General features: G+C 69.0%; 23 protein-coding genes. 14 read left to right on the top strand and 9 right to left on the bottom strand.

Annotated elements, in window-relative coordinates; genetic code table 11:
* Positions 1–18: 18 nt before the first annotated feature.
* The 3 genes from NO345_RS13575 to NO345_RS13565 all read right to left on the bottom strand — a co-directional run bounded on the left by NO345_RS13575 (position 19) and on the right by NO345_RS13565 (position 2,320).
* Entirely contained in the window at positions 19–1,368 is a 1,350-nt protein-coding gene (locus tag NO345_RS13575) for an ABC transporter substrate-binding protein (RefSeq protein ID WP_256300033.1), read from the bottom strand.
* A gap of 149 nt (positions 1,369–1,517) precedes the next feature.
* Positions 1,518–2,075 (bottom strand): ribbon-helix-helix protein, CopG family, encoded by a 558-nt coding sequence (locus NO345_RS13570; RefSeq protein WP_256300031.1) that lies wholly within the window; start codon positions 2,073–2,075, stop codon positions 1,518–1,520.
* A gap of 83 nt (positions 2,076–2,158) precedes the next feature.
* Complete coding sequence (locus NO345_RS13565) at positions 2,159–2,320, bottom strand: hypothetical protein (protein WP_256300029.1); 162 nt, start codon at positions 2,318–2,320, stop codon at positions 2,159–2,161.
* A gap of 90 nt (positions 2,321–2,410) precedes the next feature.
* Between NO345_RS13565 and NO345_RS13560 the strand changes: the two genes are divergently transcribed.
* Both NO345_RS13560 and NO345_RS13555 read left to right on the top strand, forming a co-directional pair.
* Entirely contained in the window at positions 2,411–3,586 is a 1,176-nt protein-coding gene (locus tag NO345_RS13560) for a thiolase C-terminal domain-containing protein (RefSeq protein WP_256300028.1), read from the top strand.
* On the top strand, positions 3,583–5,019 hold the full coding sequence (locus tag NO345_RS13555; protein WP_256300027.1) for an OB-fold domain-containing protein: 1,437 nt from the start codon (positions 3,583–3,585) through the stop codon (positions 5,017–5,019). The genes NO345_RS13560 and NO345_RS13555 overlap by 4 nt, the downstream gene beginning before the upstream one ends.
* An 18-nt stretch (positions 5,020–5,037) precedes the next feature.
* On the opposite strand, the gene NO345_RS13550 is transcribed toward NO345_RS13555, so the two are convergent.
* The gene (locus NO345_RS13550) at positions 5,038–5,460 is read right to left on the bottom strand and encodes a DUF6069 family protein (RefSeq protein WP_256300026.1); all 423 of its coding nucleotides are present in this window, start codon (positions 5,458–5,460) and stop codon (positions 5,038–5,040) included.
* 94 nt (positions 5,461–5,554) lie between these two features.
* Between NO345_RS13550 and NO345_RS13545 the strand changes: the two genes are divergently transcribed.
* The 3 genes from NO345_RS13545 (at position 5,555) to NO345_RS13535 (ending at position 9,201) form a co-directional block, all read left to right on the top strand.
* Complete coding sequence (locus tag NO345_RS13545; RefSeq protein WP_256300025.1) at positions 5,555–6,442, top strand: 3-hydroxyacyl-CoA dehydrogenase family protein; 888 nt, start codon at positions 5,555–5,557, stop codon at positions 6,440–6,442.
* Positions 6,439–7,281 carry an enoyl-CoA hydratase/isomerase family protein gene (locus NO345_RS13540; RefSeq protein WP_256300024.1) on the top strand — a complete coding sequence of 281 codons (843 nt, stop codon included), beginning with the start codon at positions 6,439–6,441 and terminating at the stop codon, positions 7,279–7,281. Before NO345_RS13545 ends, NO345_RS13540 begins: the two co-directional genes overlap by 4 nt.
* 237 nt (positions 7,282–7,518) lie before the next feature.
* Positions 7,519–9,201 (top strand): DUF7289 family protein, encoded by a 1,683-nt coding sequence (locus NO345_RS13535; protein ID WP_438266771.1) that lies wholly within the window; start codon positions 7,519–7,521, stop codon positions 9,199–9,201.
* Positions 9,202–9,229: 28 nt separating this feature from the next.
* Here the strand turns inward: NO345_RS13535 and NO345_RS13530 are convergent, their stop codons facing one another.
* The gene (locus tag NO345_RS13530; RefSeq protein ID WP_256300022.1) at positions 9,230–9,886 is read right to left on the bottom strand and encodes a DUF6517 family protein; all 657 of its coding nucleotides are present in this window, start codon (positions 9,884–9,886) and stop codon (positions 9,230–9,232) included.
* Between the two features lie 54 nt (positions 9,887–9,940).
* Positions 9,941–11,428: a cysteine--tRNA ligase gene (cysS, locus tag NO345_RS13525; protein WP_256300021.1), complete on the bottom strand. Its 1,488-nt coding sequence runs from the start codon at positions 11,426–11,428 to the stop codon at positions 9,941–9,943.
* A gap of 130 nt (positions 11,429–11,558) precedes the next feature.
* On the opposite strand from cysS, the gene grxC reads away from it, so the two are divergent.
* From grxC to NO345_RS13510, 3 genes are read left to right on the top strand one after another with little or no spacing between them, the layout of a single operon-like run.
* Complete coding sequence (grxC, locus tag NO345_RS13520; RefSeq protein ID WP_256300020.1) at positions 11,559–12,920, top strand: glutaredoxin 3; 1,362 nt, start codon at positions 11,559–11,561, stop codon at positions 12,918–12,920.
* 55 nt (positions 12,921–12,975) lie between these two features.
* The gene (locus NO345_RS13515) at positions 12,976–14,457 is read left to right on the top strand and encodes a sensor histidine kinase (RefSeq protein WP_256300019.1); all 1,482 of its coding nucleotides are present in this window, start codon (positions 12,976–12,978) and stop codon (positions 14,455–14,457) included.
* A gap of 38 nt (positions 14,458–14,495) precedes the next feature.
* A complete protein-coding gene (locus NO345_RS13510; protein ID WP_256300017.1) occupies positions 14,496–14,783 on the top strand; it encodes a DUF7545 family protein in 288 nt (95 codons plus the stop codon).
* A gap of 85 nt (positions 14,784–14,868) precedes the next feature.
* Here NO345_RS13510 and NO345_RS13505 read toward each other — a convergent pair whose 3' ends face one another.
* The gene (locus NO345_RS13505; protein WP_256300015.1) at positions 14,869–15,543 is read right to left on the bottom strand and encodes a 2,5-diamino-6-(ribosylamino)-4(3H)-pyrimidinone 5'-phosphate reductase; all 675 of its coding nucleotides are present in this window, start codon (positions 15,541–15,543) and stop codon (positions 14,869–14,871) included.
* 82 nt (positions 15,544–15,625) lie between these two features.
* On the opposite strand from NO345_RS13505, the gene NO345_RS13500 reads away from it, so the two are divergent.
* The 3 genes from NO345_RS13500 to NO345_RS13490 all read left to right on the top strand — a co-directional run bounded on the left by NO345_RS13500 (position 15,626) and on the right by NO345_RS13490 (position 18,257).
* Positions 15,626–16,249, top strand: coding sequence for a MinD/ParA family ATP-binding protein (locus NO345_RS13500; protein WP_256300013.1), 624 nt, complete (start codon positions 15,626–15,628; stop codon positions 16,247–16,249).
* Between the two features lie 26 nt (positions 16,250–16,275).
* Positions 16,276–16,902 (top strand): RAD55 family ATPase, encoded by a 627-nt coding sequence (locus NO345_RS13495; protein ID WP_256300011.1) that lies wholly within the window; start codon positions 16,276–16,278, stop codon positions 16,900–16,902.
* A gap of 122 nt (positions 16,903–17,024) precedes the next feature.
* Positions 17,025–18,257 (top strand): digeranylgeranylglycerophospholipid reductase, encoded by a 1,233-nt coding sequence (locus tag NO345_RS13490; protein WP_256300009.1) that lies wholly within the window; start codon positions 17,025–17,027, stop codon positions 18,255–18,257.
* On the opposite strand, the gene NO345_RS13485 is transcribed toward NO345_RS13490, so the two are convergent.
* Together NO345_RS13485 and NO345_RS13480 are read right to left on the bottom strand one after the other, a co-directional pair.
* The gene (locus tag NO345_RS13485; protein ID WP_256300007.1) at positions 18,258–18,563 is read right to left on the bottom strand and encodes a MazG nucleotide pyrophosphohydrolase domain-containing protein; all 306 of its coding nucleotides are present in this window, start codon (positions 18,561–18,563) and stop codon (positions 18,258–18,260) included.
* A gap of 48 nt (positions 18,564–18,611) precedes the next feature.
* A complete protein-coding gene (locus NO345_RS13480) occupies positions 18,612–19,592 on the bottom strand; it encodes an FKBP-type peptidyl-prolyl cis-trans isomerase (protein ID WP_256300005.1) in 981 nt (326 codons plus the stop codon).
* A 104-nt stretch (positions 19,593–19,696) separates the two neighbouring features.
* On the opposite strand from NO345_RS13480, the gene cyaB reads away from it, so the two are divergent.
* The 3 genes from cyaB to NO345_RS13465 all read left to right on the top strand — a co-directional run bounded on the left by cyaB (position 19,697) and on the right by NO345_RS13465 (position 22,828).
* Complete coding sequence (cyaB, locus tag NO345_RS13475; RefSeq protein WP_256300003.1) at positions 19,697–20,278, top strand: class IV adenylate cyclase; 582 nt, start codon at positions 19,697–19,699, stop codon at positions 20,276–20,278.
* Between the two features lie 81 nt (positions 20,279–20,359).
* Entirely contained in the window at positions 20,360–21,580 is a 1,221-nt protein-coding gene (locus NO345_RS13470; protein ID WP_256300001.1) for a methionine adenosyltransferase, read from the top strand.
* A gap of 69 nt (positions 21,581–21,649) precedes the next feature.
* A complete protein-coding gene (locus NO345_RS13465; RefSeq protein WP_256299999.1) occupies positions 21,650–22,828 on the top strand; it encodes a tRNA sulfurtransferase in 1,179 nt (392 codons plus the stop codon).
* Positions 22,829–22,862 lie beyond the last annotated feature (34 nt).

The raw sequence follows: 22,862 nt of genomic DNA, 5'->3' as shown, positions 1-22,862 counted from the left end.
GGATGACAGACCGTCGTCTCAGACCAGCTCGTCGGCCGGGATTACCTCCTGGTCCTCGAACTCGCCGTCGACGACCTCGACGACGACCATGTCGCTGGCCACGTCGCCGTTGTCGTCGAAGTCCACGGTCCCGCTGGGTCCGCTGTAGTCGATCTCGGTGCCGTCGTCGAGGAGGTCGACGCCGTCCCCGAACTCGCCGTAGCTGACGGCGTCGCCGGGCGGGTTCGAGACGGTCCGCATCTCCGCCTTCACGGCGTCGGAGTCCGTGGAGCCGGCGGCGTGGACCGCCAGCGCGTAGGAGACGAGCGAATCGTAGGAGTTCCACGAGTACGGCGAGAACACGTCGGCGTCCGGGTACTCGCTCTCGTAGTCGCCGACGAACGACTCGGTCGCGTCGCCCGTCGGCGGGCGCGTCCGGACGCCGAACATCCCGTTCAGCACCTCCGCACCGACGTTACTGATGACGTCCTCCGAGAGCATGCTCGTGTGGAGCACCCAGTTGCCGCCGTAGCCGCCCTCGTTCCACTGGCTGAGCATCGTCGTCCCGGACTCCGGGTAGCCGGCGAAGGCGATCATGTCCGGGTCGTCGCTGAACGCCTCGGAGAGCACCTGCTCGTAGCTGGACTGGCCGGACGAGAAGCCGACGGCGGCGGTCGTCGTCCCCGAGAACGTCGACTCGAAGGTGTCCGCCAGTGCCTGGCCGAAGTCGTTGTTGACGTAGACGACCGCCGCGCTGTCGGCCCCCTCGTTCTCGATGATGCGGGCCATCACCCGGGCGACGAACCGGTCGTTCGTCCGCGTCCGGAAGAGGAGGTCGTCGTCGTCGAGCGTCGAGATGCTCGGCGAGGACGACGCCGAGTTGAGGTGGAGGACGCCGTTCGGGATGGTCACCGACTGTGCGATGCTGATGGTTACGCCCGAGGAGACGGCCCCCAGGACCGCGTCGACGCCGTCCGTCTCGACCAGCTTGTTCGCGGCGTTGACGCCCTGCGTGGAGTCGGTCCCGGTGTCCTCGTCGTTGACCTCGATCTCGCGACCGAGCGGTCCACCCGCCGCGTTGATGTCCTCCACCGCCATCTGCATCGCGTTGAGCATCGGCTCACCGAAGTCGCTCAGGTCGCCCGAGAACGGGATGGCAGCACCGACCGTGATCGGCTCTCCGGAGCCGCCGCCACCACCGCCACCGTCGTCGGTCTCGTCGCCACCACCGCCACCGCCGTCTTCCGTGTCGTCGCCACTGTCGTCGGTTTCACCTTGCAGTTCACCCTGGTTCAGGCACCCGGCGAGGCCCGCCACACCGGCAGCCCCACCCAGGCGCAGGAACCGCCGCCGCCGCAGCCTGTCCGCGAACGTGTCATCCTGTGCCATGACGGACGGTACCAGTCCGTGAACCGGTTTATAGTCTGTTGTTACCGAGTAACACGGCTCTATCGGCAGTTATGCGTTCGTATGAAGACGTATGAAACGTTCATACTAGTCGGAAAACAGGACGGCCGGTCGACGCCCTCGCTGTTGGCTCAGGACTCCTCGACCGGGTGTTCGGTCATCATGACCTTCGTGTAGCCCTCCTCGATCTCGATGTCGAACGGCAGTCTGACCGCGCTGCGCTCGATGAACCGGGTCATGAACCAGCGTATCTCCTCGGAGGGGAAGACGACGTGGTAGCGGTTCTCGTCGCTCCGGCGGACCGAGAGGAAGCCACAGAGCGAGAGCCACTCCAGCATCTCGTCCAGGCTCCCGAACTCGTCCTCGTACTCCCGGGCGTGGTACGCCGACACCTCGTCGGCCGCCGCCAGGAACTCCTCGGCCCGGTTCCCCTCCTCGTCGGAGACGAAGTCGAGGAAGCAGTGCAGGAAGTCCACGTCGAGGAGGACGTGCTCGCCGCCGGAGAGCATCTTGTGGTAGTCCTCCAGCTTCTCGCTCGCGTCCGTCGTCGCCGCCTGGAAGTTGGCCGCGTAGAACGTCAGCGCCCGCCGGACGAGCTCGCTCTGGCCCTGTCCCGTCCGCTTGGTGACGTCCGCGAGCGCCTCCTGGGCGTCCTCGTCGAGCGAGACGGTGATCCGCGAGTTGCTCATGGTCGGTAGAGACGGGGAGTTGGCTTGTATCTCACGGCGATTCCGGCCCCGGACGGGTCGACCCGCGACATCGACGTCCCCGGTCAGGAGAACAGGGCGGCGGCACCGGCGAACAGCGAGGCTCCGAACCCGGGGATGGCGACCGCGTCCGTCCCGGAGACCAGCGCGACCAGGAAGAGGAGCGCGATGAGGGGGACGCCGTAGAGGACCCCCTTCGCGTACAGCCTCGGTTCCCAGGCGGACACACCGGATGCTATCAGCGCCGGAACAGGAACCTTCCCGTCGAAACCGCCGCTTCCCCCGACCTATATGCGCTCCCGCGACCGACTCCCGCTATGCGAGATGCGTACGTCGTCGGGGCGGGCCAGTCCGACTTCGGCTCCTTCCCCGACGAGAGCTACCGGTCGCTGTTCGAGACGGCCTACGACGCCGCCGTCGACAGCGTCGCGGGGGGCATCGACACCGACGACTTCGACGAGGCCGTCGTGGGGACACTCGGCGTCGGCGGTCGCCAGCTCGGGCTCTCCGGGCCGGCGGTCACCGAGCACGTCGGGCTCCACGGCGTGCCGACGACCCGAGTAGAGAACGCCTGTGCCGCGTCGGGCTACGCCGTCCGACAGGCCGTGCAGGCCGTCAAATCCGGCATGGCCGACGTGGTGCTGGCGGGCGGCGTCGAGGTGATGACCGACGCCTCGGGCGACGCGACGAAGTACTGGCTCGGCGTCAGCGGCGAGACGGAGTGGGAACGACTCTCCGGGACGACGTTCGCCGGCGTCTACGCCCAGATGGCCAGCGCGCACATGGCCGAGCACGGGACGACGAACGAGCAGCTCTCCCAGGTGGCGGTGAAGAACCACGCCCACGGGGCGGACAACCCACACGCCCACCTCGGTTTCACCTGCTCGCTGGAGGACGCGATGAACGCGCCCGTCGTCGCGGACCCGCTGAACCTCTACCACTGCTGTCCGACCACCGACGGCGCGGCGGCGGCCATCGTCGTCAGCGAGGACGTGGTCGACCAGTACGCCGACGAGGCGTTACGCGTCGCGGGCGTCGGCGCGGCTTCCGACCGCGTCGGGCTGTTCCAGCGCGACTCCTACGTGAACGTGCCGGCGTCCGTCGAGGCCGCCGCCACCGCCTACGAGATGGCCGGCTTCGGCCCCGAGGAGCTGGACTTCGCGGAGGTCCACGACTGCTTCGCCATCGCGGAGCTGATGGCCTACGAGGACCTCGGCCTCTGCGAACCGGGCGAGTCCGGGGCGTTCGTCGCCGACGGCCGGAGCGACTACGGCGGCGAGGTCGTCGTCAACACCTCCGGCGGCCTCAAGTCGAAGGGCCACCCCATCGGCGCGACCGGCGCGGGCCAGGTCGTCGAGGCGTTCAAGCAGCTCACCGGACAGGCCGGCGAGCGTCAGGTCGAGGGCGCGACGCGCGGGCTGACCCACAACGTCGGCGGGAGCGGCGGTGCGGCCGTCGTCCACGCCTTCGAGCGCGAGGTGATCGGCGCATGAGCAACCGGATCAGTGCCGTCGGCGCGTACGCTCCCCGGTTCCGCATCACCGCCGAGGCGTTCGAGGAGGCCTGGGGCCAGTTCCAGGCGTCGGGCATCGAGGAGAAGGCGGTCCCGGGGGCCGACGAGGACGCGCTCACCATGGCCGTCGCGGCCGCGAAGCGCGCACTCGCCGCCGACGGGAGCGAAGGGGACGCGGTCGAGTACCTCGCCTTCGCCTCCACGACGCCGCCGCTGGCAGAGGGGGAACTCACGAGCCGGCTGGGGGCGGCGCTGGGCGTGCCCGAGACCGCGACCCGCAGGTTCCGCGGCGGGAGCACCCGCGCCGGCACCTCGGCGCTCGTGGACGCCGTCACGGCGGACCTCGACGGGGGCCACGCGCTGGTCGTCGCCGCGGACTGTCCGAAGGGCCACCCCGACGACGATATCGACCACGCGGCCGGGGCTGGTGCGGCCGCGTTCGTGCTCGGCGACGGCGACGACGAGGGTGCGACTGTCACCGACAGCGCCGAGTACGCCACCCCCTACCCCGGGACCCGGTTCCGGCAGGCCGGTAGCGAGCGCGTCGAGGGCCTCGACGTGACGACCTACGACCGGGCCGCGTACCGCGAGGTCGTCACGGGCGCGGTCGACGCACTCGATGCGAGCCCCGACCCCGACGCGGTCGCCATCCAGGCCCCCGACGGGAAGCGACCGTACCGCGTCGCGGGCGACCTCGGCGTCGACAACGCCGCGATCTACGACGTCGCGACCGTGCAGGACCTCGGGGACACGGGTGCGGCGAGCGCGCCGCTCTCGCTCGCCACCGCGCTCGCGGACGGCGTCGACACGACGCTCGTCGTCGGGGTCGGCTCCGGTGCTGGCGCGGACGCGCTCGTGGTCGAGAGCGCCGACGGTGGCGACGCCGTCGCGGCCGACCTCGCGCTGGACGGTGGTGCGAACCTCTCCTACGCCGAGTACCTGCGCCAGCGCGGCGAGGTCACCTCCGGCCCGCCGGACGGCGGTGGCGCGTACGTCTCGGTGCCGTCGTGGAAGCGCTCCATCCCGCAACGCTACCGACTGGAGGCCGGCCGCTGTGTGGCCTGTGGCGCGCTGAACTTCCCGCCGGAGGGTGCCTGCGGGGACTGCAACGAGCGCGTCGGCCGGGAGGCGGTCGAGCTACCGGGAACCGGCACGGTCGAGGCGGTGACGACCATCTCCCAGGGCGGGGCACCACCGGAGTTCGCAGAACAGCAGTCCAAGTCGGGCGACTTCGCGGTCGCGGTCGTCGCCTTCGACGGCCCCGACGGCGGGAGTGTCAGCGTCCCGGTACAGGCGACCGACGCGGAGCCGGGGTCGGTCGGCGTCGGCGACTCGGTCGCCGCCGCGTTCCGTCGCATCTACACGCAGGAGGGTGTCACGCGCTACGGGGCGAAGGTCACACCGGCGGAGTGACCGCCGCCACGCTGGTTCTCAGTCACCGGACGGGATGAACGCGATGCAGGCCACCGCGGCCGTGACGTGCATGAACACGAGCGCGCCGACCCCCGCCGCGGTCGCCGTCTCGTCGAGCAGGAGGACGGCGATGTCGGGGACGAACGACAGGACGAGCACGGCCCAGGCCAGCCGGGTGAACGTCCCCGTCGGCGTCTCTACCCGGGTCGACAGCAGCCAGTAGACGACGGCGGCCCCGAGGACGCCGACGGTCGTCAGGAACACCACGGGCGGGTACGACAGCGCCGGCAGGTCCGGTGCGAGGTCGGCCGAGATGGCCAGGTTCACGATGGCGAGGTTCCCGAGGAGGGAGGCGACGAGGGCGACCACGGTCCGGGCCGGGAGCCCGTAGCCCGCGACCGGCTCCCGGAGCCGCTCGATGGTCGTCGTGCGTTGACTCATGGCCGTACCGACGGCAGGGGCCAACTTCAAGCTTGGACCGCAGAGGCCGCCGGAACGAACAACGCTTACTTGCCGGGCAAACACCGTCCCAAGTATGAAGGTCACTGTACTCGGTGCGGGGACGATGGGGAACGGAATCGCGCAGGTCACGGCGATGGCCGGCCACGACGTGACGATGCGCGACATCGAACAGGAGTTCGTCGACGACGGGCTGGCGACCATCGAGTCGAACCTCCAGGGCGGTGTCGACCGGGACAAGGTCACCCAGGCGGAGATGGACGCCACGCTGGCGCGCATCGACACAGCGGTCGAACTCGAACCCGCCGTCGAAGGTGCGGAACTCGTCGTCGAAGCCGTGCCCGAGCAGATGGAACTGAAGAAGAGCACCTTCGAGGACGTCGAGGCGCTCGTCGACGACGACGCCGTCATCGCGACGAACACGTCATCGCTCTCCATCACGGAGATCGCGAGCGCGCTGGAGCACGACGAGCGCGCCGTCGGGCTGCACTTCTTCAACCCGGTCCACCTGATGCAGCTGGTCGAGGTCGTCGTCCCCGAGCAGTCGAGCGAGGAGACGGTCGAGTTCGCGGAGGCGTTCGTCGAGGGTATCGACCGGACGCCGGTGACGGTGCGGGACTCGGCGGGCTTTGCGTCCTCCCGGCTCGGGGTCACGCTCGGCGTCGAGGCCATCCGGATGCTGGAGGAGGGCGTCGCCTCGCCGCGGGACATCGACGCCGCGATGGAGCTCGGCTACAACCACCCGATGGGGCCCATCGAGCTCGGCGACGTGGTCGGGCTAGACGTCCGGCTGGACATCCTCGAGTACCTGCGCGAGGAGCTCGGCGAGCGGTTCAAGCCGCCGCAGCTGCTCAAGCAGAAGGTCCGGGCGGGCAAGCTCGGCAAGAAGACCGGCGAGGGGTTCTACGTCTGGGAGGACGGCGAGATCGTCGGCACCTCGGGCGACTGGGGTGAGGCGGAATGAGCGACGGCGAGGGCGCGGACGGCACGGCCGACGCCGAGACCGCGGCCGCCGACTGCGAACTCGTCAGCGTGGCCGTCGGCGACGAGGCCGAGGGCGTGGCGACGGTCACCATCGACCGGCCGGACGCGCGCAACGCGCTGAACGCACAGCTCCGCAGCGAGCTGAAGTCGGTCCTGGACGCGGTGGAGGCCGACGACGACGTGGTCGTGGTCGTGCTCACGGGGTCGGACGAATCGAGCGCGTTCGTCGCCGGCGCGGACGTGACGGAACTGCGCGAGCGCGACGCGCTCGAACAGCGCGAGGCGTCGAAGCGCCCCCGCGTCTACGAGTACGTCGACGACCTGGAGAAGCCCGTCATCGCCCGCATCAACGGGCACTGCATCGGCGGGGGCTCCGAGCTCGCCCTCGGCTGCGACGTCCGCATCGCCCAGTCCGGTGCGAAGTTCGGCCAGGCGGAGATCAACCTCGGCATCATGCCCGGCGGCGGCGCGACCCAGCGGCTCCCCCGGCTCGTCGGCGAGGGGCAGGCGATGCGGCTCGTGCTCTCGGGCGAGCTCATCGACGCCGAGGAGGCCGACGAGATCGGCCTCGTCGACGAGGTGTACGAGCCGGAGGCGCTCGACGAGCGCGTCTACGACCTCGCGGGGAAGATGGCGTCGAAGTCACCGGTCGCCCTCGAACACGCGAAGAAGGCCGTGAAGGCCGCCTCGCGGATGGAACTGGAGGCCGGCATCGAGTACGAGGCGGAGCTGTTCGCCCTCCTGTTCGCGGGGGAGGACAAGAACGAGGGTATCGACGCCTTCTTCGAGGATCGCGAGCCCGAGTGGTCGGGCCGGTAACCGCCGACCAGGGGTTTCAATTCAGCTGGTTGACTAGTCCCGGCCCAATAGGGTTGTGGCCGCTTCCCTGTCGGAGCCGGTATCCTCTCAGACGTTCCCGTACGTCCTCTCGGAGGCGCTCGTCGCTTCTTCACTGCTGTTGCTGGTTATTTCCCACCCGATAGCGTTGTTACTATCGCCGGTACTGACGTTTATATTACATTCTTTATTTATGTGTGCCCTGCGTTTCACATACCGATGAGACGAGCCCCTTGGGAAGGGGGAGCGTCGAAACGCAGGGAAGAAACGGGCGTATCGGGCGGACGAACGAGCGGAGCGGACGAACGGGGACAGTCGTCCGTGCTGGCGGTGGCACTGCTCATCGGGTTCGTGGTCATGGGCATGCTGTCGGTCGCACTGGTGGGGAGCGTCACGCTCGACCGGGCGCAGGACGATGCCCAGAACCAGCGCGTTGAGATGGTGTTCGTCGAGTTCAGCCAGTCGGTGACGTCCGTCGCCTTCGGGCAGGGCACGACCGAACGAGTCACCTTCGACATCCGGGCGAACGACGCGGCGGTGCGTCACGACGAGACCGGACGCGTCCTCGTCTACACGGACGACACGCTGATCGCCAATCGGACCTTCGGGTCCGTCGAGTACACGCGGGAGGGGAGCACTATCGCGTACCAGGCCGGTGGCGTGTGGCGCGGGGCCGGTTCGGACGCCACCATGGTCTCGCCACCCCCGTTCGAGTACGACGACGGATCGCTGAACGCCTGGATTCCGCTGGTGACCGGGCAACGGACGCTCACCGGCGACGCCGTCGACCTCCGACGGAACGGGACGGGTGAGGCGCTGGACCGGCAGTCCGTCGTCCAGGGTCAGCTCGTGACCGTCGAGATACGGAGCAAGTACTACGGCGGCTGGGCGGACTACTTCCGCCAGCAGACGAACGAGGCGAGCATCTCCGTCGACCACGAGAACGAGACGGTGGTCATGCGGCTCGGCGAGCCCGCCATCGACAGCACGTTCTCCGAGGGTGTGTTCGCCACCGGCGGTGACGTCGATTTCGACGGCGGAAACGCCGGCATCGACGGCGACGTCTCGGCGGGCGGTACCGTCTCGGACCACAGCCGGGTCACCGGCAACGTCACCGAGGGGGCCACGAACGACCTCCGTATCATCGACGACGTCATCGAGAACAAGGTCCGCGAGGCGGAGAACGACACGACGATGCCGGTGATGCACCCCGAGTACGGTGGCGCGTTCCTCGCCGGGGGTGAGACCTACTACGACGACGACGGCTTCGTCCTCACGGACGACCTCACGGTCGACCTGAGCGCCGGGAACGTCACGATGATCGTCGACGGCAACGTCTCGCTCGAAGGCGGCGACATCGAGATCCAAAACGCCGGTGGGGACCGCGCGTTCCGCATCTACTCGACCGGCAACTTCGGGATGAAGAACAGCCAGGCTGGTGTCTCCGACGAGGCCCGCTACTTCCAGGTGTACGGCACCTCGGAGATGCAGGTCGCCGTCACGGGCGGGAGCACCGAGCTGTCCGGGACCGTCTACGCACCCCGGGAGGAGCCGGCACTCGACGACACCGAGTACAACGACGCGGCGCTCTCCGCGGAGAACAAGTGCCAGGGGTGGGACACCTGCGTCGTCGCCGGCAACAGCGCCGTGACCGGAGCCATCGTCGCCGGACCGACGCTGGTCGGCCAGAGCACGGGCATCGAGTACGACGAGGGCTTGGTGAACATCCAGCCGTCGCTCCAGCTCGACCACGGGCTCTACCCGCCGCCGATCACGTACCTCCACCTCTCCGTCTACGAGATAACGGTGTCCCAGGATGGATCGAACAGCTCCGTCGCCGCGCCGCCCGTCGGGGCGTCGTCGCCCGAACTCGCCGCGGAACCGCGGGACAGGGTGGCCTGAGCGGACCGACCGCCGCAGCCGTCCGCCGTCACTCCTCGCTCGAGACCGGGTGTTCGAGGTTCTCGATCATCGCCCGGATGTTCGCCTGTTCGTCGAGCTGGGCGGGGAAGACGCCCAGGGAGACGACGTGGTCGCCCGCGTTCTCCACCGACTCGCTCACGACGAAGTTGGTGTCGACCTGCTGGTCCTGGATGGTCGCCGAGCCCTCGAACGTCGACGTCAGCGCGCTTCCCCCGAGCGCGGCGAGCGTGGTCTGGTCGATGCGATCACCGACCGACATCCCGCTGTACTGGTCCTGGAAGCGGCCGATGATATCGCGCGGGCTGGCGTCGGCGAGCGGGTTGAACGACTCGCCGAGGATCTCGACCTGCGGCGTCGAGACGGCGGCGAACACGCCCGCTCGCTGGCCGCTCAGCGGGCCGACGTCGACCGTCTTGTAGTACTCCGTCACCCAGTTGACGACCGTCACGGTCTGCTCCTGGTCCGCGACGGAGAACGTCCGCTCGGCACGGAGCTCGCGCGGCTCCTGCTTCACGTAGTTCCCGTCGCTGGCGACGGCCTCCGCCGTCGCAGCCTGCTGTGCCTCGAACGTCGTCGCGTCGGAGAGGAACCCGAGACAGCCGGCGCTCGCGGCGAGCGACGCACCGGCCGCCGTCGCGAGGAACGTTCGTCGATTGGAGTTCATGGGCGACACCAGTCGGTACGGGAGCTTAAATGGCGTGGCAACGCACCGAGGGCGTCAGAGCCGGAACGTCGCGCCGTCGTCCGTATCCTCGACCGTGACGCCGAGGGCCTCCAGCTCGTCGCGGAGCTCGTCGGCACGCTCGTAGTTGCCCGCCTCGCGCTCGGCCTCGCGGACCGAGAGGACGAGTTCGACCAGCTCGCCGGCGACCTCGGCACTCCCGTCGGTCTCCTCGCGGAACTGGAAGCCGAGCACGTCGCCGCCGAGCTCCTCGAACGTCTCGACCGCCATCCGGAGCCCGCGGTAGTCGTACGTCTCGCGGTCGTCGACGTGCCGGTTCACCGCACCGACGAGTTCGAGCAGCGCCGTCGTCGCCTCGCGCGTGTTGAAGTCGTCGTTCATCCCCTCGGTGAACTCCCGGCGGGCGCGCTCGACGGTGTTCCGCAGGTCGCGGTCGTCCACGGTGGTCCGGGCGTCGACCGAGTCGCAGGCCCCGACCGCCGTCCGGTAGCCGCGTTCGAGTCTGTCCCAGCGTTCCCGGGCCTCGGCCAGCGTCTCGTCGCTGTAGACGGCCTCGTTGTGGTACGCCGTCGAGAGCAGGAACATCCGGACGACGTTCGCACCCTCCGACTCGAGCGCGTCGCCGACGGTCGTGAAGTTGCCGAGGCTGGAGGACATCTTCTCGGCCTTCGTCTCCAGCAGGCGGACGTGCAGCCAGTACTTCGAGAACTGCTTGCCGGTCGCCGCCTCGGACTGGGCGATCTCGTTCTCGTGGTGGGGGAAGACGAGGTCCTGCCCGCCGACGTGGATGTCGATGGTCGAGTCGAGGTGCGTCATCGCCATCGCGGAGCACTCGATGTGCCAGCCGGGTCGCCCCTCGCCCCACGGCGAGTCCCAGGTCTGGCCGGTCGGCGTCTCGCCGTCGTCGCCCGGGTGGTCGGCCTTCCGGTGCTCGTGGACGGCGTCCGGGGCGACGCCGTCGGCCTTCCAGAGCGCGAAGTCCGCCGGGTGGCGCTTCTCGCCCAGCTCGTCGGGGTCGCCCTGCTCCTCGATCTCCTCGACGCGCTGGTTCGAGAGCTTGCCGTACTCCTCGAACGCCGTCACGTCGAAGTACACCGAGCCGTTCGCCTCGTAGGCGTACCCCTCCTCGACCAGCGTCTCGACGAGGGCGACGATCTTCGGGATTGACTCGGAGACCCGCGGGTACACCTCTGCTCGTTTGAGGTTCAGCCCGCGCATGTCGCGCAGCACCTCGGCGATGTAGTGCTCGGCGACCGCCGCCTCGTCCGCGCCGAGCTCGGGGTCGCCCGCCCGGGCCACGATCTTCTCGTTCACGTCGGTGAAGTTCTCGACGTGGCGCACGTCGTAGCCCAGGTGTGTCAGCCAGCGGTGCATCACGTCGACGTGGACCCAGCCACGTGCGTGGCCGAGGTGCGCCGGGTCCGAGACCGTCAGCCCGCAGTAGTAGAGGAGGACGTCGTCGGGGTCGGTCGGCTCGAACGGCTCCTTCTCGCCCGTCAACGTGTTCGTCACGTGCAGGGTCATTACCCGGTGGTTCCCGGCGGGACCGGTTAAAACGATTGGTGCCCTCCGTGGTTCGTCATCACATGCCGGGTGTGCAACAGGAGCGTCGGACAACGCAAATATAAAACACCTACGAGGAGTATCTTTGTCCATGACAGACGCGCCGCACGTAGAGATATACACGAAGGAGAACTGCCCGTACTGCGAGAAGGCGAAGGACCTCTTCGACGAGAAGGGCGTCGAGTACGAGGAGTACAACGTGACCGGCGACGAGGAGCTGTTCGACGAGATGGTCGAGCGCGCCGAGGGGAGAAAGACCGCCCCCGAGGTGTTCGTCGACGACAAGCTCGTCGGCGGCTGGGACGACACCTCGGCGCTCGACGAGACCGGCGAGCTGGACGAGCTGCTCGGGCTGGCCGAGGCGACCGACGGCGGCGAGGACGTGGCCGAGGGAGGCCCCGACCCGCGCGACGACGTCGTCGAGCACCGCAAGCTGCTCATCGCCGGCACCGGTATCGCCGGCCTCACGGCGGCCATCTACGCCGCCCGGTCGAACAACGAACCCCTCGTCGTCGAGGGCGACGAGCCGGGTGGACAGCTCACCCTGACGACCGACGTGGAGAACTACCCCGGCTTCCCCGAGGGCATCTCCGGGCCGGACCTCATCAACAACATGAAAGAGCAGGCGAAGAAGTTCGGTGCCGACACCCGGAACGGCATCATCGCGGACGTCGACGCCTCCTCGCGCCCGTTCCGCGTCGAGCTCACCGACGGCGACGTCTACACCGCCGACGCGGTCATCGCGGCGTCCGGCGCGTCCGCCCGCACGCTCGGTGTCCCCGGCGAGGACACGATGATGGGGTACGGCCTCTCCACCTGTGCGACCTGCGACGGCGCGTTCTTCCGCGACGAGGACATGCTCGTCGTCGGCGGCGGCGACGCCGCGATGGAGGAGGCGAACTTCCTCACCAAGTTCGCCGACACCGTCTACATCGCCCACCGGCGCGACGAGTTCCGTGCCGAGGACGTCTGGATCGACCGCATCATGGACAAGGTCGAGGCCGGCGACGTCGAGATCCTCTGGAACACCGAGCTCACGGAGATCCACGGCAGCCAGGAGGAGGGCGTCGACCACGTGACCCTGGTCGAGAACCCCGAGGGCCACCCGACCGGGAAGCTCGACGACCCGGACACCCGGGAGTACGCGAAGGACGTCGGGGCGGTGTTCTACGCCATCGGGCACACGCCGAACACGGGCTACCTTGAGGGCACCGGCGTCGAGATGGACGAGGAGGGCTACCTCAAGACCGTCGGCGGCTTCGGGGGCGGCCAGACCGAGACCGGCGTCGAGGGCATCTTCGGAGCGGGCGACGTCGTGGACTACCACTACCAGCAGGCCGTCACCGCGGCCGGCATGGGCTGCAAGGCGGCGCTCGACGCCGACGACTACCTCGAGGACCACGCGACGGCGGTCGACGCGACGGCGGAGACGGCCGCCGAAGCGGACGACTGAACCCTGGATGCTCCGCTAGCGGTTTTATATTGCTTCGACGAGTCTACACGTTCGAATGGACGCCAGTGGGGATGGGGTCCGCTCGTCGATCAGGGTGGGCGTCGCGGTGTTGGACGAGCGCGAACGCCACGTCTTCGCGAACGGCGAGTACGCGAGCCTCTACGGCTACGACGACCCGGCCGAACTGCTCGACGAGCCGTGGCGGCAGTGCCTACCGTCGAGCCACCACGACTGCGTCGCCGACGGGTTGAGCGCGGTCGAGTGCAGCGGGCGCTGGTTCGGGACCGTCCGTGAGTTCGACAATACTGACTGTGGTGAGCGGGAGTACCAGCTCACGTTCGTCCGGTCGACGACCGGCGAGACGGTCGTCGTCGTCCGGGAGGGCGACCGACGGCGCTCCCACGAGGACCGCCTCGCGGCGCTGAACGAGGCGACACAGGACCTGTTCGCGACCGAACGGACGAGCGTCATCGCGAAGACGGCCATCGACGTGGCCAAGTGCGTCTTCGACCAGCCGTTCGTCACGCTCTGGCTGGCGTCGGAGGACACCGAGGACCTCGTCCCGGTCGCCGGCAGCGACGCGGCCCGAGTGCTCGCCGGCTCCGAGGACCTCGAGATGCGGCCGATTCCGCCGGACACCCTCGAGATGAGGACGTTCGAATCCGGTGAGCGGTCGCTCGTCCGGGACTACTCCTCGCAGCCGGACCGTGCGTTCCCGGATCTCCCGCTCTCGTCGGTGCTGCTCGTGCCGGTCGGCGAGTACGGACTGCTCGGCACGTCGGTCCCACACGCAGGCGACGTCGGCGAGGAGACGGTCGAACTGCTCACGCTGCTCGCACGGAACGTCGGCGTGGCGCTCGACCGGGCGAGCAAGCACCGAGAGCTGGAGCGCCGCAACGAGCGGCTCGACCAGTTCACGGGCGTCGTCAGTCACGACCTCCGCGGACCGCTGTCTATCATCTCGGGCAACGTCGAGCTGGCCCGCGAGACCGGCGACACGAGCTACCTGGACAACGTCGACCGGGCGGTCGAACGGATGGACCGGCTCATCGACGAGGTGCTGACACTGGCCCGGGAGGGACTGGCGGTCGGCGAGCCCGAGCAGGTGTCGCTGGTCCAGACGGCGACGCGGGCGTGGCGGTCCCTGCCGACGGGTGACGCGACGCTGGTCGTCGACGACGACGCGACCGTCCACGCCGACCCGGAGCGGCTCCAGACGGTGTTCGAGAACCTGTTCCGCAACAGCGTCGAGCACGGCCGTGACGACGTCACCGTGACCGTCGAACCGACCGGGGACGGCTTCGCGGTCTCGGACGACGGCCCCGGCATCCCGGCCGACGAGCGGACGTCGGTGTTCGACCGCGGGTTCACGACGAGCGAGGACGGCACTGGCTTCGGGCTGGCCATCGTCGAGACGGTCGCCGAGGGGCACGGCTGGACCGTCTCGGTGACAGAGAGCGACGCGGGCGGTGCACGGTTCGTCTTCGAGGACCTCGACGTGCGTCACGGCGCGCGTCGGACCGTCTCCGAGCATTGAACCCACAGAGGTTTATGCCTGCCAACGAATCCCGAACTATGTCAGACGACGTCGAGACAATCACGTTCGCCATCGAATCCGAGGACGACGCAGACGAGGTCGAGCTCCCCGCCGACCTCATCGACATGCTCGCCGAGCAGGGCCAGTCGCCCGCCGAGGTCGTCGCCGACATCACACTGCTCTCCTTCGCCTCCCGTGCCCACCACCTCGCACACCACGGCGAGGGCGGCAGCCCGGAGATCGACGCGGCCGAGGGCAAGGCGATGGAGCTGTTCGAGGAGCGCTTCGGCGTCACCTTCGGCGAGGCGACCGGCCACCAGCACTGAGGCGACGGTCCACTTCTGACGCGCGTTCTCACGACAGCGTGATCGCATCAGTCACGAGCACGGCCGGTATCGAATACTCGTGCCGTCAGCCTGGCCGGCTCTCGACCGTCCACCGGAGCAGGACGCCGTCGTCGAGTCGGTCGACGCCCGACAACGACAGCGCGGGGAAGGACTCGACGAACCCATCGCCGTCGGCGAGCGTGGGTGCGTCGCGACCGCCGACGACCATCGCGCCGACGTAGACGGTGAGCTCGTCGACCAGTCCGGCCTCGAACAGCGAGAAGATGAGCTCGCCGCCGCCCTCGACCATGAGTCGCTCGACCCCACGGTCGGCGAGCGCGTCGAGCCCGGCGGCGGGGTCCACCCGGTCGGTGCCGGCGACGACGACCTCCGCACCGGCCGCGGCGAGTGACTCCCGTCGCTCCGCCGGTGCTGCCTCGGCGACGAGGACGTACGTGGTCGCCACGTCGTCGAGGATGACGGCGTCGGACGGCGTCCGGCCTCGGGAGTCGAACACCACGCGGGCCGGGTGCGGGGACAGCCCGTCCGCCTCCCGGTCGGCGACGCGGTCCTGGTCCTTGACCGTCAGCGACGGATCGTCGGCGAGGACGGTGCCGACGCCGACCGCGACGGCGTCGCTCTCGGCCCTGCTGGCGTCGACCCGGTCGAAGTCCGCGGAGCCGCTGATGCGGAGTTGGCTGCGCTCCCGCGACGCGAGCTTGCCGTCCGCGCTCGTCGCGGCGTTGACGTGGACGTACACGCCCCGAGCCACGGCTGGCGGCGACAAACTGGTTTCGGTCGCGACGCCGGGGTTCAAGTACGATGCCGGGGGCAGAGACGGCATGCTCGCAGTCGCCGGTGGCAAGGGAGGCGTGGGGAAGACGACGACGACGCTCGGGCTGGCGGGGGCGCTCGCCAGCGAGGGCCGCCCGGTCCGTGCGGTCGACACCGACTGCGAGATGCCCGACCTCCACGCGCTCGCGGGCTGTGAGCGCGACCCGTCCCTCGCCGCGGTGCTCGACGGCGATGGCGTGCCCGAACAGCCCGTCGCGACGATCCCGGGGGTCAGGGTCGTCGCTGCACCCCCTTCGGCCGACAAGTCAGCCGTCTCGGCGGCGCTGGGCCGGCTCCGGGACCGTCCGACCGTCGTCGACACACCCGCCGGTGCGGGACCGGACGCCGTCGCCCCGCTGCGGGTGGCGGACGACGCGCTCCTCGTCGCCGACGGGACGCCGCAGGCGCTCCGCGACGCCGCCAAGACCGGGGCCATCGCCCGGGAGCTGGGTGTGAGCGTCGTCGGCGTCGTGCTCGTCGGCACCCACGAACAGCCCGACGGCGTCGAGCAGTTCCTGGGGACGTCGGTCCTCGGCACGGTCCCGGCCGCGACCGACCCGCTCTCGAATCCAGCGGTGTGGCACGCCTACGACCGCGTCGCGGAACGCCTCCGGAGGCAAACAGTTATTTAGGCACGGCCGGCTAACGGGTCACGTACATGGCCGGGCGGTTAGAGACAGGAATCGACGTTCTAGACCGGAAGCTGAACGGTGGGCTCCCCCCGGGCTCCATCGTCGCGTTCACGGCCTCTCCGGCGAGCCAGTCCGAGCTACTGCTCTACGAGCTGACCGCCGCCCGGGGGACGCTCTACCTCACCACCGAACGGTCCGACCAGGCCGTCCGCGACGCCATCGAGAACACGAACGCGCCGGTGGGCTCGCCGACGGTGCGCGACATCTCCGGCTCCGAGCCGCTCGACCAGGCGAACCGACTCATCCGTGCGCTCCCGGAGGGCGCGAACCTCATCATCGACACCGCGGACGTGCTGGAGCGCGGCGACCGGAACCGCTACCGGAGCTTCATGACCGAGCTCCAGACGCACATGGTCAACACCGGCTCCATCGCGTTCCTGCACTGCCTCGACGGCCACCACATCCCGACGAACCGGGACACGACGAAGCACATGGCCGACGTGGTGTTCGCCCTGGAGACGCAGGTCCGGGGTGCGGAGATGGAGAACCGCCTGTCCATCCCGAAGTTCCGCGGCGGTACCGCGCTCGTCGAGACCGTCAAGCTGGAGCTGGCGGACGAGGTCGCCATCGACACCAGCCGCGACATCGCGTAGGCCGCTCCGTTCCCCCGTTGGCTCGTTCCCCCCGACGGACACGAATCAGAAAGAATTACACTCCGGATTCGTATGTAGGGGTAACGGCGTTCACCGAACACTGCGACGCTGTCTACTCTACCATGACTGAAACATACGACGCGGTCATCGCCGGTGCCGGGCCCGCTGGTGGGCAGGCCGCCCGGGACCTCGCCGCACGGGGGTACGACGTGGTCGTCCTTGAGACGGAGGGAGAAGACGAGTTCCCGACCCGGAGCAACAAGTCGACCGCCGGGACGTTCCCGTCGACGATGTCCGACTTCAACATCCCGGACGAGGTCGTGATGAACTTCACCGACGAGGTGGTGCTGGAGTCGCCGAACCACTACTACACGCGCCACCAGCCCGGTGCCGTACTCGAGTTCGCCGACTACAAGAACTGGCTGGTCGAGGACTCCCGCGACGACGGCGCGGAGTACATCTTCGACGCCCGCGTCTCGAAGCCCATCCTCGAGGGCGGCGAGCCGGTGGGCGTGCGCTACAACGGCGACGAGGAGGTGTACGGCGACGTCATCATCGACGCGACCGGCCCGAGCGCGCCGCTGGCGAAGGCGCTCGACGTGGTCGACCTGAAGCGCGAGCGGCAGGCCATCGGCGTCGAGTTCGAGATGGAGGGCGTCGACGTGAACGCGGGCGGCTACGCCGACCTGACCGACGCGATGATGCTGCGGCTCGACCACGACCTCGCGCCCGGCGGCTACTCGTGGATCTTCCACACCGGCGGCGACACCGCGAAGGTCGGCGTCTGCTACATCCAGAACGCCGCCCATCAGGAGAACGCGAAGGACGGCTTCAGCGTCGACGACTACCTCTCGTACTGGCAGGAGAAGGACCCGCGCCTGCAGGACGCAACGCGCATCGAGGGCGAGCAGCACCGCGGCTCCGCGCACATCCAGCTCCCCGGGAAGATGAGCACGGACAGCTTCATGGCCATCGGCGACACCGTCCCGACGGTCGACCCGCTCTGGGGCGAGGGCATCGACAAGTGCATGCGCTCCGGCCGTGCCGCCGCGGCGGTCGCCGACCGGGTGCTGACCCACAGCGAGCGCGACACCAGCGCCTCCGAGATGGCGATCTACGACCAGCTCTGGCACGAGCGCGTCGCACCGAAGGTCAAGACACGGCTGTTCATGACCGAGCTGCTGTACCGCGCCTCCAACGAGCGCTACGACGACCTGATGGACGACCTCTCGCGGATGTCGGCCGACGACCTCACGGAGGCGAACCAGGGGAACAAGCTCGAGCTGGCGAAGATGCTCCGTCTCGGCGACGCGAAGCTGGTGTTCGACACGCTGATGGACTGGTACCGGCGGTAACTACCGGCCCGAGCCCGCGTCTCCCGTCTCTTCGATTCTGCGCTCGTACTTCGCGAGCGACGATTCGAGCGCCGTGCCCGCGTCGACGTCCAGCTCCTCGGCGAGCGCCAGCAGCGCGAACAGCACGTCCCCCAGCTCGTCCTCGGGGACAGTCACGTCGTCCGGTCTGTGGCCGTAGTCCGTCGACGTGCAGACCTCCTTCGCCAGCTCGCCGAGTTCGCTGCTGAGGTCCAGCAGTCGGTACGCCGGCTCCGTCTCCATGTCGTGCGTCGCGAGGAACGCGGCGACGCGTCGCTGTTCGTCCATGGCGTCGTGCAGAAACGGGGTCGCAAAAGTCGTTCCGTCTCGGGGTCCTTACTCCTCGAGGTCGGCTTCGATGTCGTCGGCGTCGATGTCGGCCTCCTCGAGGGCCTCCTCGATGTCGGCCGCGTCGGCACCGCCGCCGCCGCCCATGCCGCCCATCATGCCGCCCATACCGCCCATCATGCCGCCCATACCGCCGGAGATGGTCTCCTGGACGATGACGCGGTCGATGTCGAGGTGCTGCATGAGCTGCTGTGCGATCTGCTGCTTGCCGAACATCCACTGCTGGTTCATCTGCAGCTGCGGGTCGGACTCGATGTACAGCGTCTCCTTCTCGACGGTCTGGGTCTCGAACTCGGGCTCTGCGTCCTCGTCGTCGTCGTCGTCGGACTCGACCTGGACCTCCTCCTCGACCTCGTCCGTCTCGAACCACATGTCGAGGTCGACGTCGAACATCATCTCCATCAGGCCCTGGGCCTTCTCGACGCGGTCGTCGACGATGCCGGCGATCTCGTAGTCGTACTCGATGTCGTCACCCGCGAGCGGGTGGTTGAAGTCGACGCGGGCGCGGCCGCCGATGACGGCGTTGACGAAGCCCTGCTCGCCGTCGACCTGGACCTGCGAACCGGGGCGTCGGGAGTCCTCGGGGAGCTTCTCGACGCTGACGGTGCGGACCTGCTCGTCGTCGTACTCGCCGAAGGCGTCGACCGCGGGGATGACGACGCTGCCGGAGTCGCCGACCTCCTTGCCGCGGAGCTCCTCCTCGACCTGGTCGAACATGTGGCCCTCGCCGAGGACGATGACGCGCGGTTCGAACTCGCGGTCCTCCTCGATGCCCTCCTCCTCGGCGACCTCGGGGTCGGTCGTGTCGACGAGGCGCTCGCTCTCGACGGTGCGGGCGGTGTAGTCGAGCTCGACGAAGTCGCCATCCTGCAGTCCGGTCACTTCCTCCTGGGTCGTCTCGGACTCGTCCTCGACGTCCGGTGTCTCTTCCTCGTTGTCGGCCGTCTCGGCCTCTTGGTCATCGGTCATACAATGAACGTCTCCCACGCGGCATTTAAGAACCACGTTTTGGACCCGCGAGTAGCCGCGTGGAGTCGGGTGGCCTTTTGTCCCCCGTGGGCGAGGGGACAGCCATGTACGAGGTCGAACTGAAGGTCCGTGCCGACCACGACGCTGTCCGGCGGCGACTGGCCGAACGCGACGCCGAACCGGCCGACGCCGTCGGTCAGACCGACGTATACTACGATGCCCCCCACCGGAACTTCGCGGAGACCGACGAGGCGCTGCGCATCCGACAGGAGGTCCCGCTGGCCGGTGAAACTGGAGACGACGCCGCCGGCTTCGACTGGGACACGGACGACGGGACGACGAAGGTCACCTACAAGGGGCCGCTCGTCGACGAGCGCTCGAAGACCCGCGAGGAGTTCGAGACGGCGGTCGCCGAGCGCGACGCCATGGAGGGCATCCTGGACGGCTTGGGCTTCGAACCCGCGGCGACGGTGCGGAAGCGCCGCCGTCGGTTCGCGCTCTCGGGCTACACCGTCACGCTCGACGAGGTGGACGGACTCGGCGAGTTCGTGGAGGTCGAGACGGCGGTCGATGCGGCGGACATCGAGGAGGCACGTGACGGGGCGGTCGACGTGCTCGCCTCCCTCGGCCTTGACGCCGACGACGGTATCCGGACCTCGTACCTGGGTCTCTTGCTCGATTCCTGACGCGGGAGATTACTGTGGCGCATCTCTCCGACGGTGATTCGTTTCGCAAGTTATAGAACCGGGCCTGCTCAACTCGGAGCAATGACAGAGCGCAATATTCGCGTGGAACCCATCGACCGGTACGCGGTCGAGGACCAGGAGGTCGAGATCGTGGAGCGAAAGGGGCTCGGACACCCCGACTCCATCTGCGACGGCATCGCCGAGAGCGTCTCGCAGGCGCTCGCCCGGACGTACCTCGACCGCGTCGGCAAGGTCCTCCACTACAACACCGACGAGACCCAGCTCGTCGCCGGTTCTGCGGCTCCTGCCTTCGGCGGCGGCGAGATCATCGAGCCGATCTATCTCCTCATCGTCGGCCGCGCAACGAAGCACTACGTCGACGAGGACGGCACCGAGTACAACATCCCGACCGACACCGTCGCGCTCCGGGCCGCCCGCGACTACCTCGCCGAGCACTTCCCCGAGATGGAGTTCGGCACCGACATCGTCGTCGACGTTAAACTGGGCGAGGGCTCGGGCGACCTGCAGGAGGTCTTCTCCGAGGAGGGCGCGACGGTCCCGATGGCCAACGACACCTCCTTCGGCGTCGGCCACGCGCCGCTGACCGAGACCGAGCGCATCGTCCTCGAGGCCGAGCAGCGCCTCAACGGGGCCTACGCCGCCGAAAACCCCGCCGTCGGCCAGGACATCAAGATCATGGGCAAGCGCGAGGGCGACGACGTCGAGATCACGGTCGCCGCCGCCATCGTCGACAGCTACGTCGAGGGGATGGACGACTACGTCGACGAGGTCGAGGGCATCCGCGAGTTCGTCACCGACGTCGCCCACGAGATCACGGACCGCACCGTCGACGTCCACGTCAACACGGCCGACGACTACGAGGAGGGTGCCATCTACCTCACGACGACGGGCACCTCAGCCGAGCAGGGTGACGACGGATCCGTCGGCCGCGGCAACCGCGCGAACGGGCTCATCACGCCGAACCGGTCGATGTCCATGGAGGCGACCTCCGGCAAGAACCCCGTCAACCACATCGGGAAGATCTACAACCTGCTCTCGACGGAGATCGCCGAGTCGGTCGTCGACGAGGTCGACGGTATCCGCGACCTGCGGGTCCGGCTGCTCTCCCAGATCGGTCGTCCCATCGACCAGCCCCACGTCGCCGACGCACACGTCGTCACCGCGGAGGGCGTCGACGTCGGCGACATCGAGGGCGACGTGACCGCCATCGTCGACCGCGAGCTGGGCAACGTCACCGGGATAACCCGCCGCGTCATCGACGGCGAGCTGACCACCTTCTGAATCCGGGCACCGTTCCGCCACCCGTCACGCTCCGACGGCGGTTTATACGTCGACTGGCTATCGGCGACCATGCATCTCCCCGGTGCCGACGCCGTCCTCGTCAGACACGGCGACCTGAACGTCAAGAGCACCCGGGTCAAGCGCCGCATGGAGCACCGGTTGCTGGACCACGTCGAGTCGCTGCTCGCGACCGAAGGCATCCCGGCCGAGGTCGACCGTCGCTGGTCACGTCCCGTCGTCCGGGGCGTGAGCGACGAGGCGGAGCTGGCCGCCGAGGTCGCCGCACGCGCATTCGGCGTCGTCTCCACGAGCGCGGCCGTGACGGTTCCGCCGGAGCGCGACGCCATCGAGGACGCGCTGGCCGAGGCGGCGTCCACGGTGTACGATGGCGGCACGTTCGCCGTGAGCGTCAACCGCGCCGACAAGTCGCTGCCGTACACCAGCGAGGACCTCGAACGCTCCGGCGGGCAGGCCGTCTGGGAGGCCGTCGAGGACGAGTTCGAGCCCGCGGTCGATCTCGACAGCCCCGACCTCGTCCTCGAGGTCGACCTCCGCGAGGGCGAGGCGTTCGTCTTCTGCGACCGGCACGACGGCCCCGGCGGACTCCCCTACGGCACGCAGGACCCGCTCGTCGCGCTCGTCAGCGGCGGCATCGACTCGCCGGTCGCCGCCTTCGAGGCGATGTGTCGGGGGAGTCCCGTCGTGCCGGTCTACGTCGACCTCGGCGAGTACGGCGGCGCGGACCACGAGGCGCGGGCCGTCGAGACCGTCCGGACGCTCGCCGCGTACATCCCCGACGAGGAGTTCGAGCTGTGGCGCGTCCCCGGGGGCGACGTGGTCGACGAGCTCGTCGACACGATGGGCACCGGCCGGATGCTCGCGTTCCGCCGGTTCCTGCTCCTGGTCGGCGCGGCCGTCGCCGAAGAGACGGGCGCGGTCGGCGTCGTCACGGGCGAGGCGCTGGGACAGAAATCGAGTCAGACCGCCCGGAACATGGCGGTCACGTCCCAGGCCATCGACCTGCCGGTGCACCGGCCGCTGTTCTCGCGGGACAAGCAGGACATCGTCTCGCAGTCCCGCGACATCGGCACGTTCGTCGACTCGACGGTGCCGGCGGGCTGCAACCGGGTCGTCCCCGACCAGCCGGAGACCCACGGCTCGGTCGAGACGATCGTGCGCGAGGAGCCCGACGACCTCGGCGAGCGCGCCCGTGCGGCCGTCGACCGGGCCGAGCGACTGTCCTTCTGAACCCCCGCGAGCGAAATCCACATACCCACGGGGA

Origin of the sequence: Haloarchaeobius salinus, assembly GCF_024464185.1 — an archaeon.
GTDB lineage: Archaea > Halobacteriota > Halobacteria > Halobacteriales > Natrialbaceae > Haloarchaeobius > Haloarchaeobius salinus.
This window is presented reverse-complemented; position numbering and strand designations above follow the sequence as displayed.

What these genes read in the sequence shown, in the direction of transcription:
- NO345_RS13550 (WP_256300026.1), bottom strand. Translation starts at nt 5,460, where the DNA reads ATGAGTCAACGCACGACGACCATCGAGCGGCTCCGGGAGCCGGTCGCG.
- NO345_RS13500 (WP_256300013.1), top strand. Translation starts at nt 15,626, where the DNA reads ATGCTCGCAGTCGCCGGTGGCAAGGGAGGCGTGGGGAAGACGACGACG.
- cysS (WP_256300021.1), bottom strand. Translation starts at nt 11,428, where the DNA reads ATGACCCTGCACGTGACGAACACGTTGACGGGCGAGAAGGAGCCGTTC.
- cyaB (WP_256300003.1), top strand. Translation starts at nt 19,697, where the DNA reads ATGTACGAGGTCGAACTGAAGGTCCGTGCCGACCACGACGCTGTCCGG.
- NO345_RS13575 (WP_256300033.1), bottom strand. Translation starts at nt 1,368, where the DNA reads ATGGCACAGGATGACACGTTCGCGGACAGGCTGCGGCGGCGGCGGTTC.
- NO345_RS13490 (WP_256300009.1), top strand. Translation starts at nt 17,025, where the DNA reads ATGACTGAAACATACGACGCGGTCATCGCCGGTGCCGGGCCCGCTGGT.
- NO345_RS13515 (WP_256300019.1), top strand. Translation starts at nt 12,976, where the DNA reads ATGGACGCCAGTGGGGATGGGGTCCGCTCGTCGATCAGGGTGGGCGTC.
- NO345_RS13555 (WP_256300027.1), top strand. Translation starts at nt 3,583, where the DNA reads ATGAGCAACCGGATCAGTGCCGTCGGCGCGTACGCTCCCCGGTTCCGC.
- NO345_RS13465 (WP_256299999.1), top strand. Translation starts at nt 21,650, where the DNA reads ATGCATCTCCCCGGTGCCGACGCCGTCCTCGTCAGACACGGCGACCTG.
- NO345_RS13545 (WP_256300025.1), top strand. Translation starts at nt 5,555, where the DNA reads ATGAAGGTCACTGTACTCGGTGCGGGGACGATGGGGAACGGAATCGCG.
- NO345_RS13540 (WP_256300024.1), top strand. Translation starts at nt 6,439, where the DNA reads ATGAGCGACGGCGAGGGCGCGGACGGCACGGCCGACGCCGAGACCGCG.
- NO345_RS13495 (WP_256300011.1), top strand. Translation starts at nt 16,276, where the DNA reads ATGGCCGGGCGGTTAGAGACAGGAATCGACGTTCTAGACCGGAAGCTG.
- NO345_RS13470 (WP_256300001.1), top strand. Translation starts at nt 20,360, where the DNA reads ATGACAGAGCGCAATATTCGCGTGGAACCCATCGACCGGTACGCGGTC.
- NO345_RS13485 (WP_256300007.1), bottom strand. Translation starts at nt 18,563, where the DNA reads ATGGACGAACAGCGACGCGTCGCCGCGTTCCTCGCGACGCACGACATG.
- NO345_RS13535 (WP_438266771.1), top strand. Translation starts at nt 7,519, where the DNA reads ATGAGACGAGCCCCTTGGGAAGGGGGAGCGTCGAAACGCAGGGAAGAA.
- NO345_RS13480 (WP_256300005.1), bottom strand. Translation starts at nt 19,592, where the DNA reads ATGACCGATGACCAAGAGGCCGAGACGGCCGACAACGAGGAAGAGACA.
- grxC (WP_256300020.1), top strand. Translation starts at nt 11,559, where the DNA reads ATGACAGACGCGCCGCACGTAGAGATATACACGAAGGAGAACTGCCCG.
- NO345_RS13570 (WP_256300031.1), bottom strand. Translation starts at nt 2,075, where the DNA reads ATGAGCAACTCGCGGATCACCGTCTCGCTCGACGAGGACGCCCAGGAG.
- NO345_RS13560 (WP_256300028.1), top strand. Translation starts at nt 2,411, where the DNA reads ATGCGAGATGCGTACGTCGTCGGGGCGGGCCAGTCCGACTTCGGCTCC.
- NO345_RS13530 (WP_256300022.1), bottom strand. Translation starts at nt 9,886, where the DNA reads ATGAACTCCAATCGACGAACGTTCCTCGCGACGGCGGCCGGTGCGTCG.
- NO345_RS13510 (WP_256300017.1), top strand. Translation starts at nt 14,496, where the DNA reads ATGTCAGACGACGTCGAGACAATCACGTTCGCCATCGAATCCGAGGAC.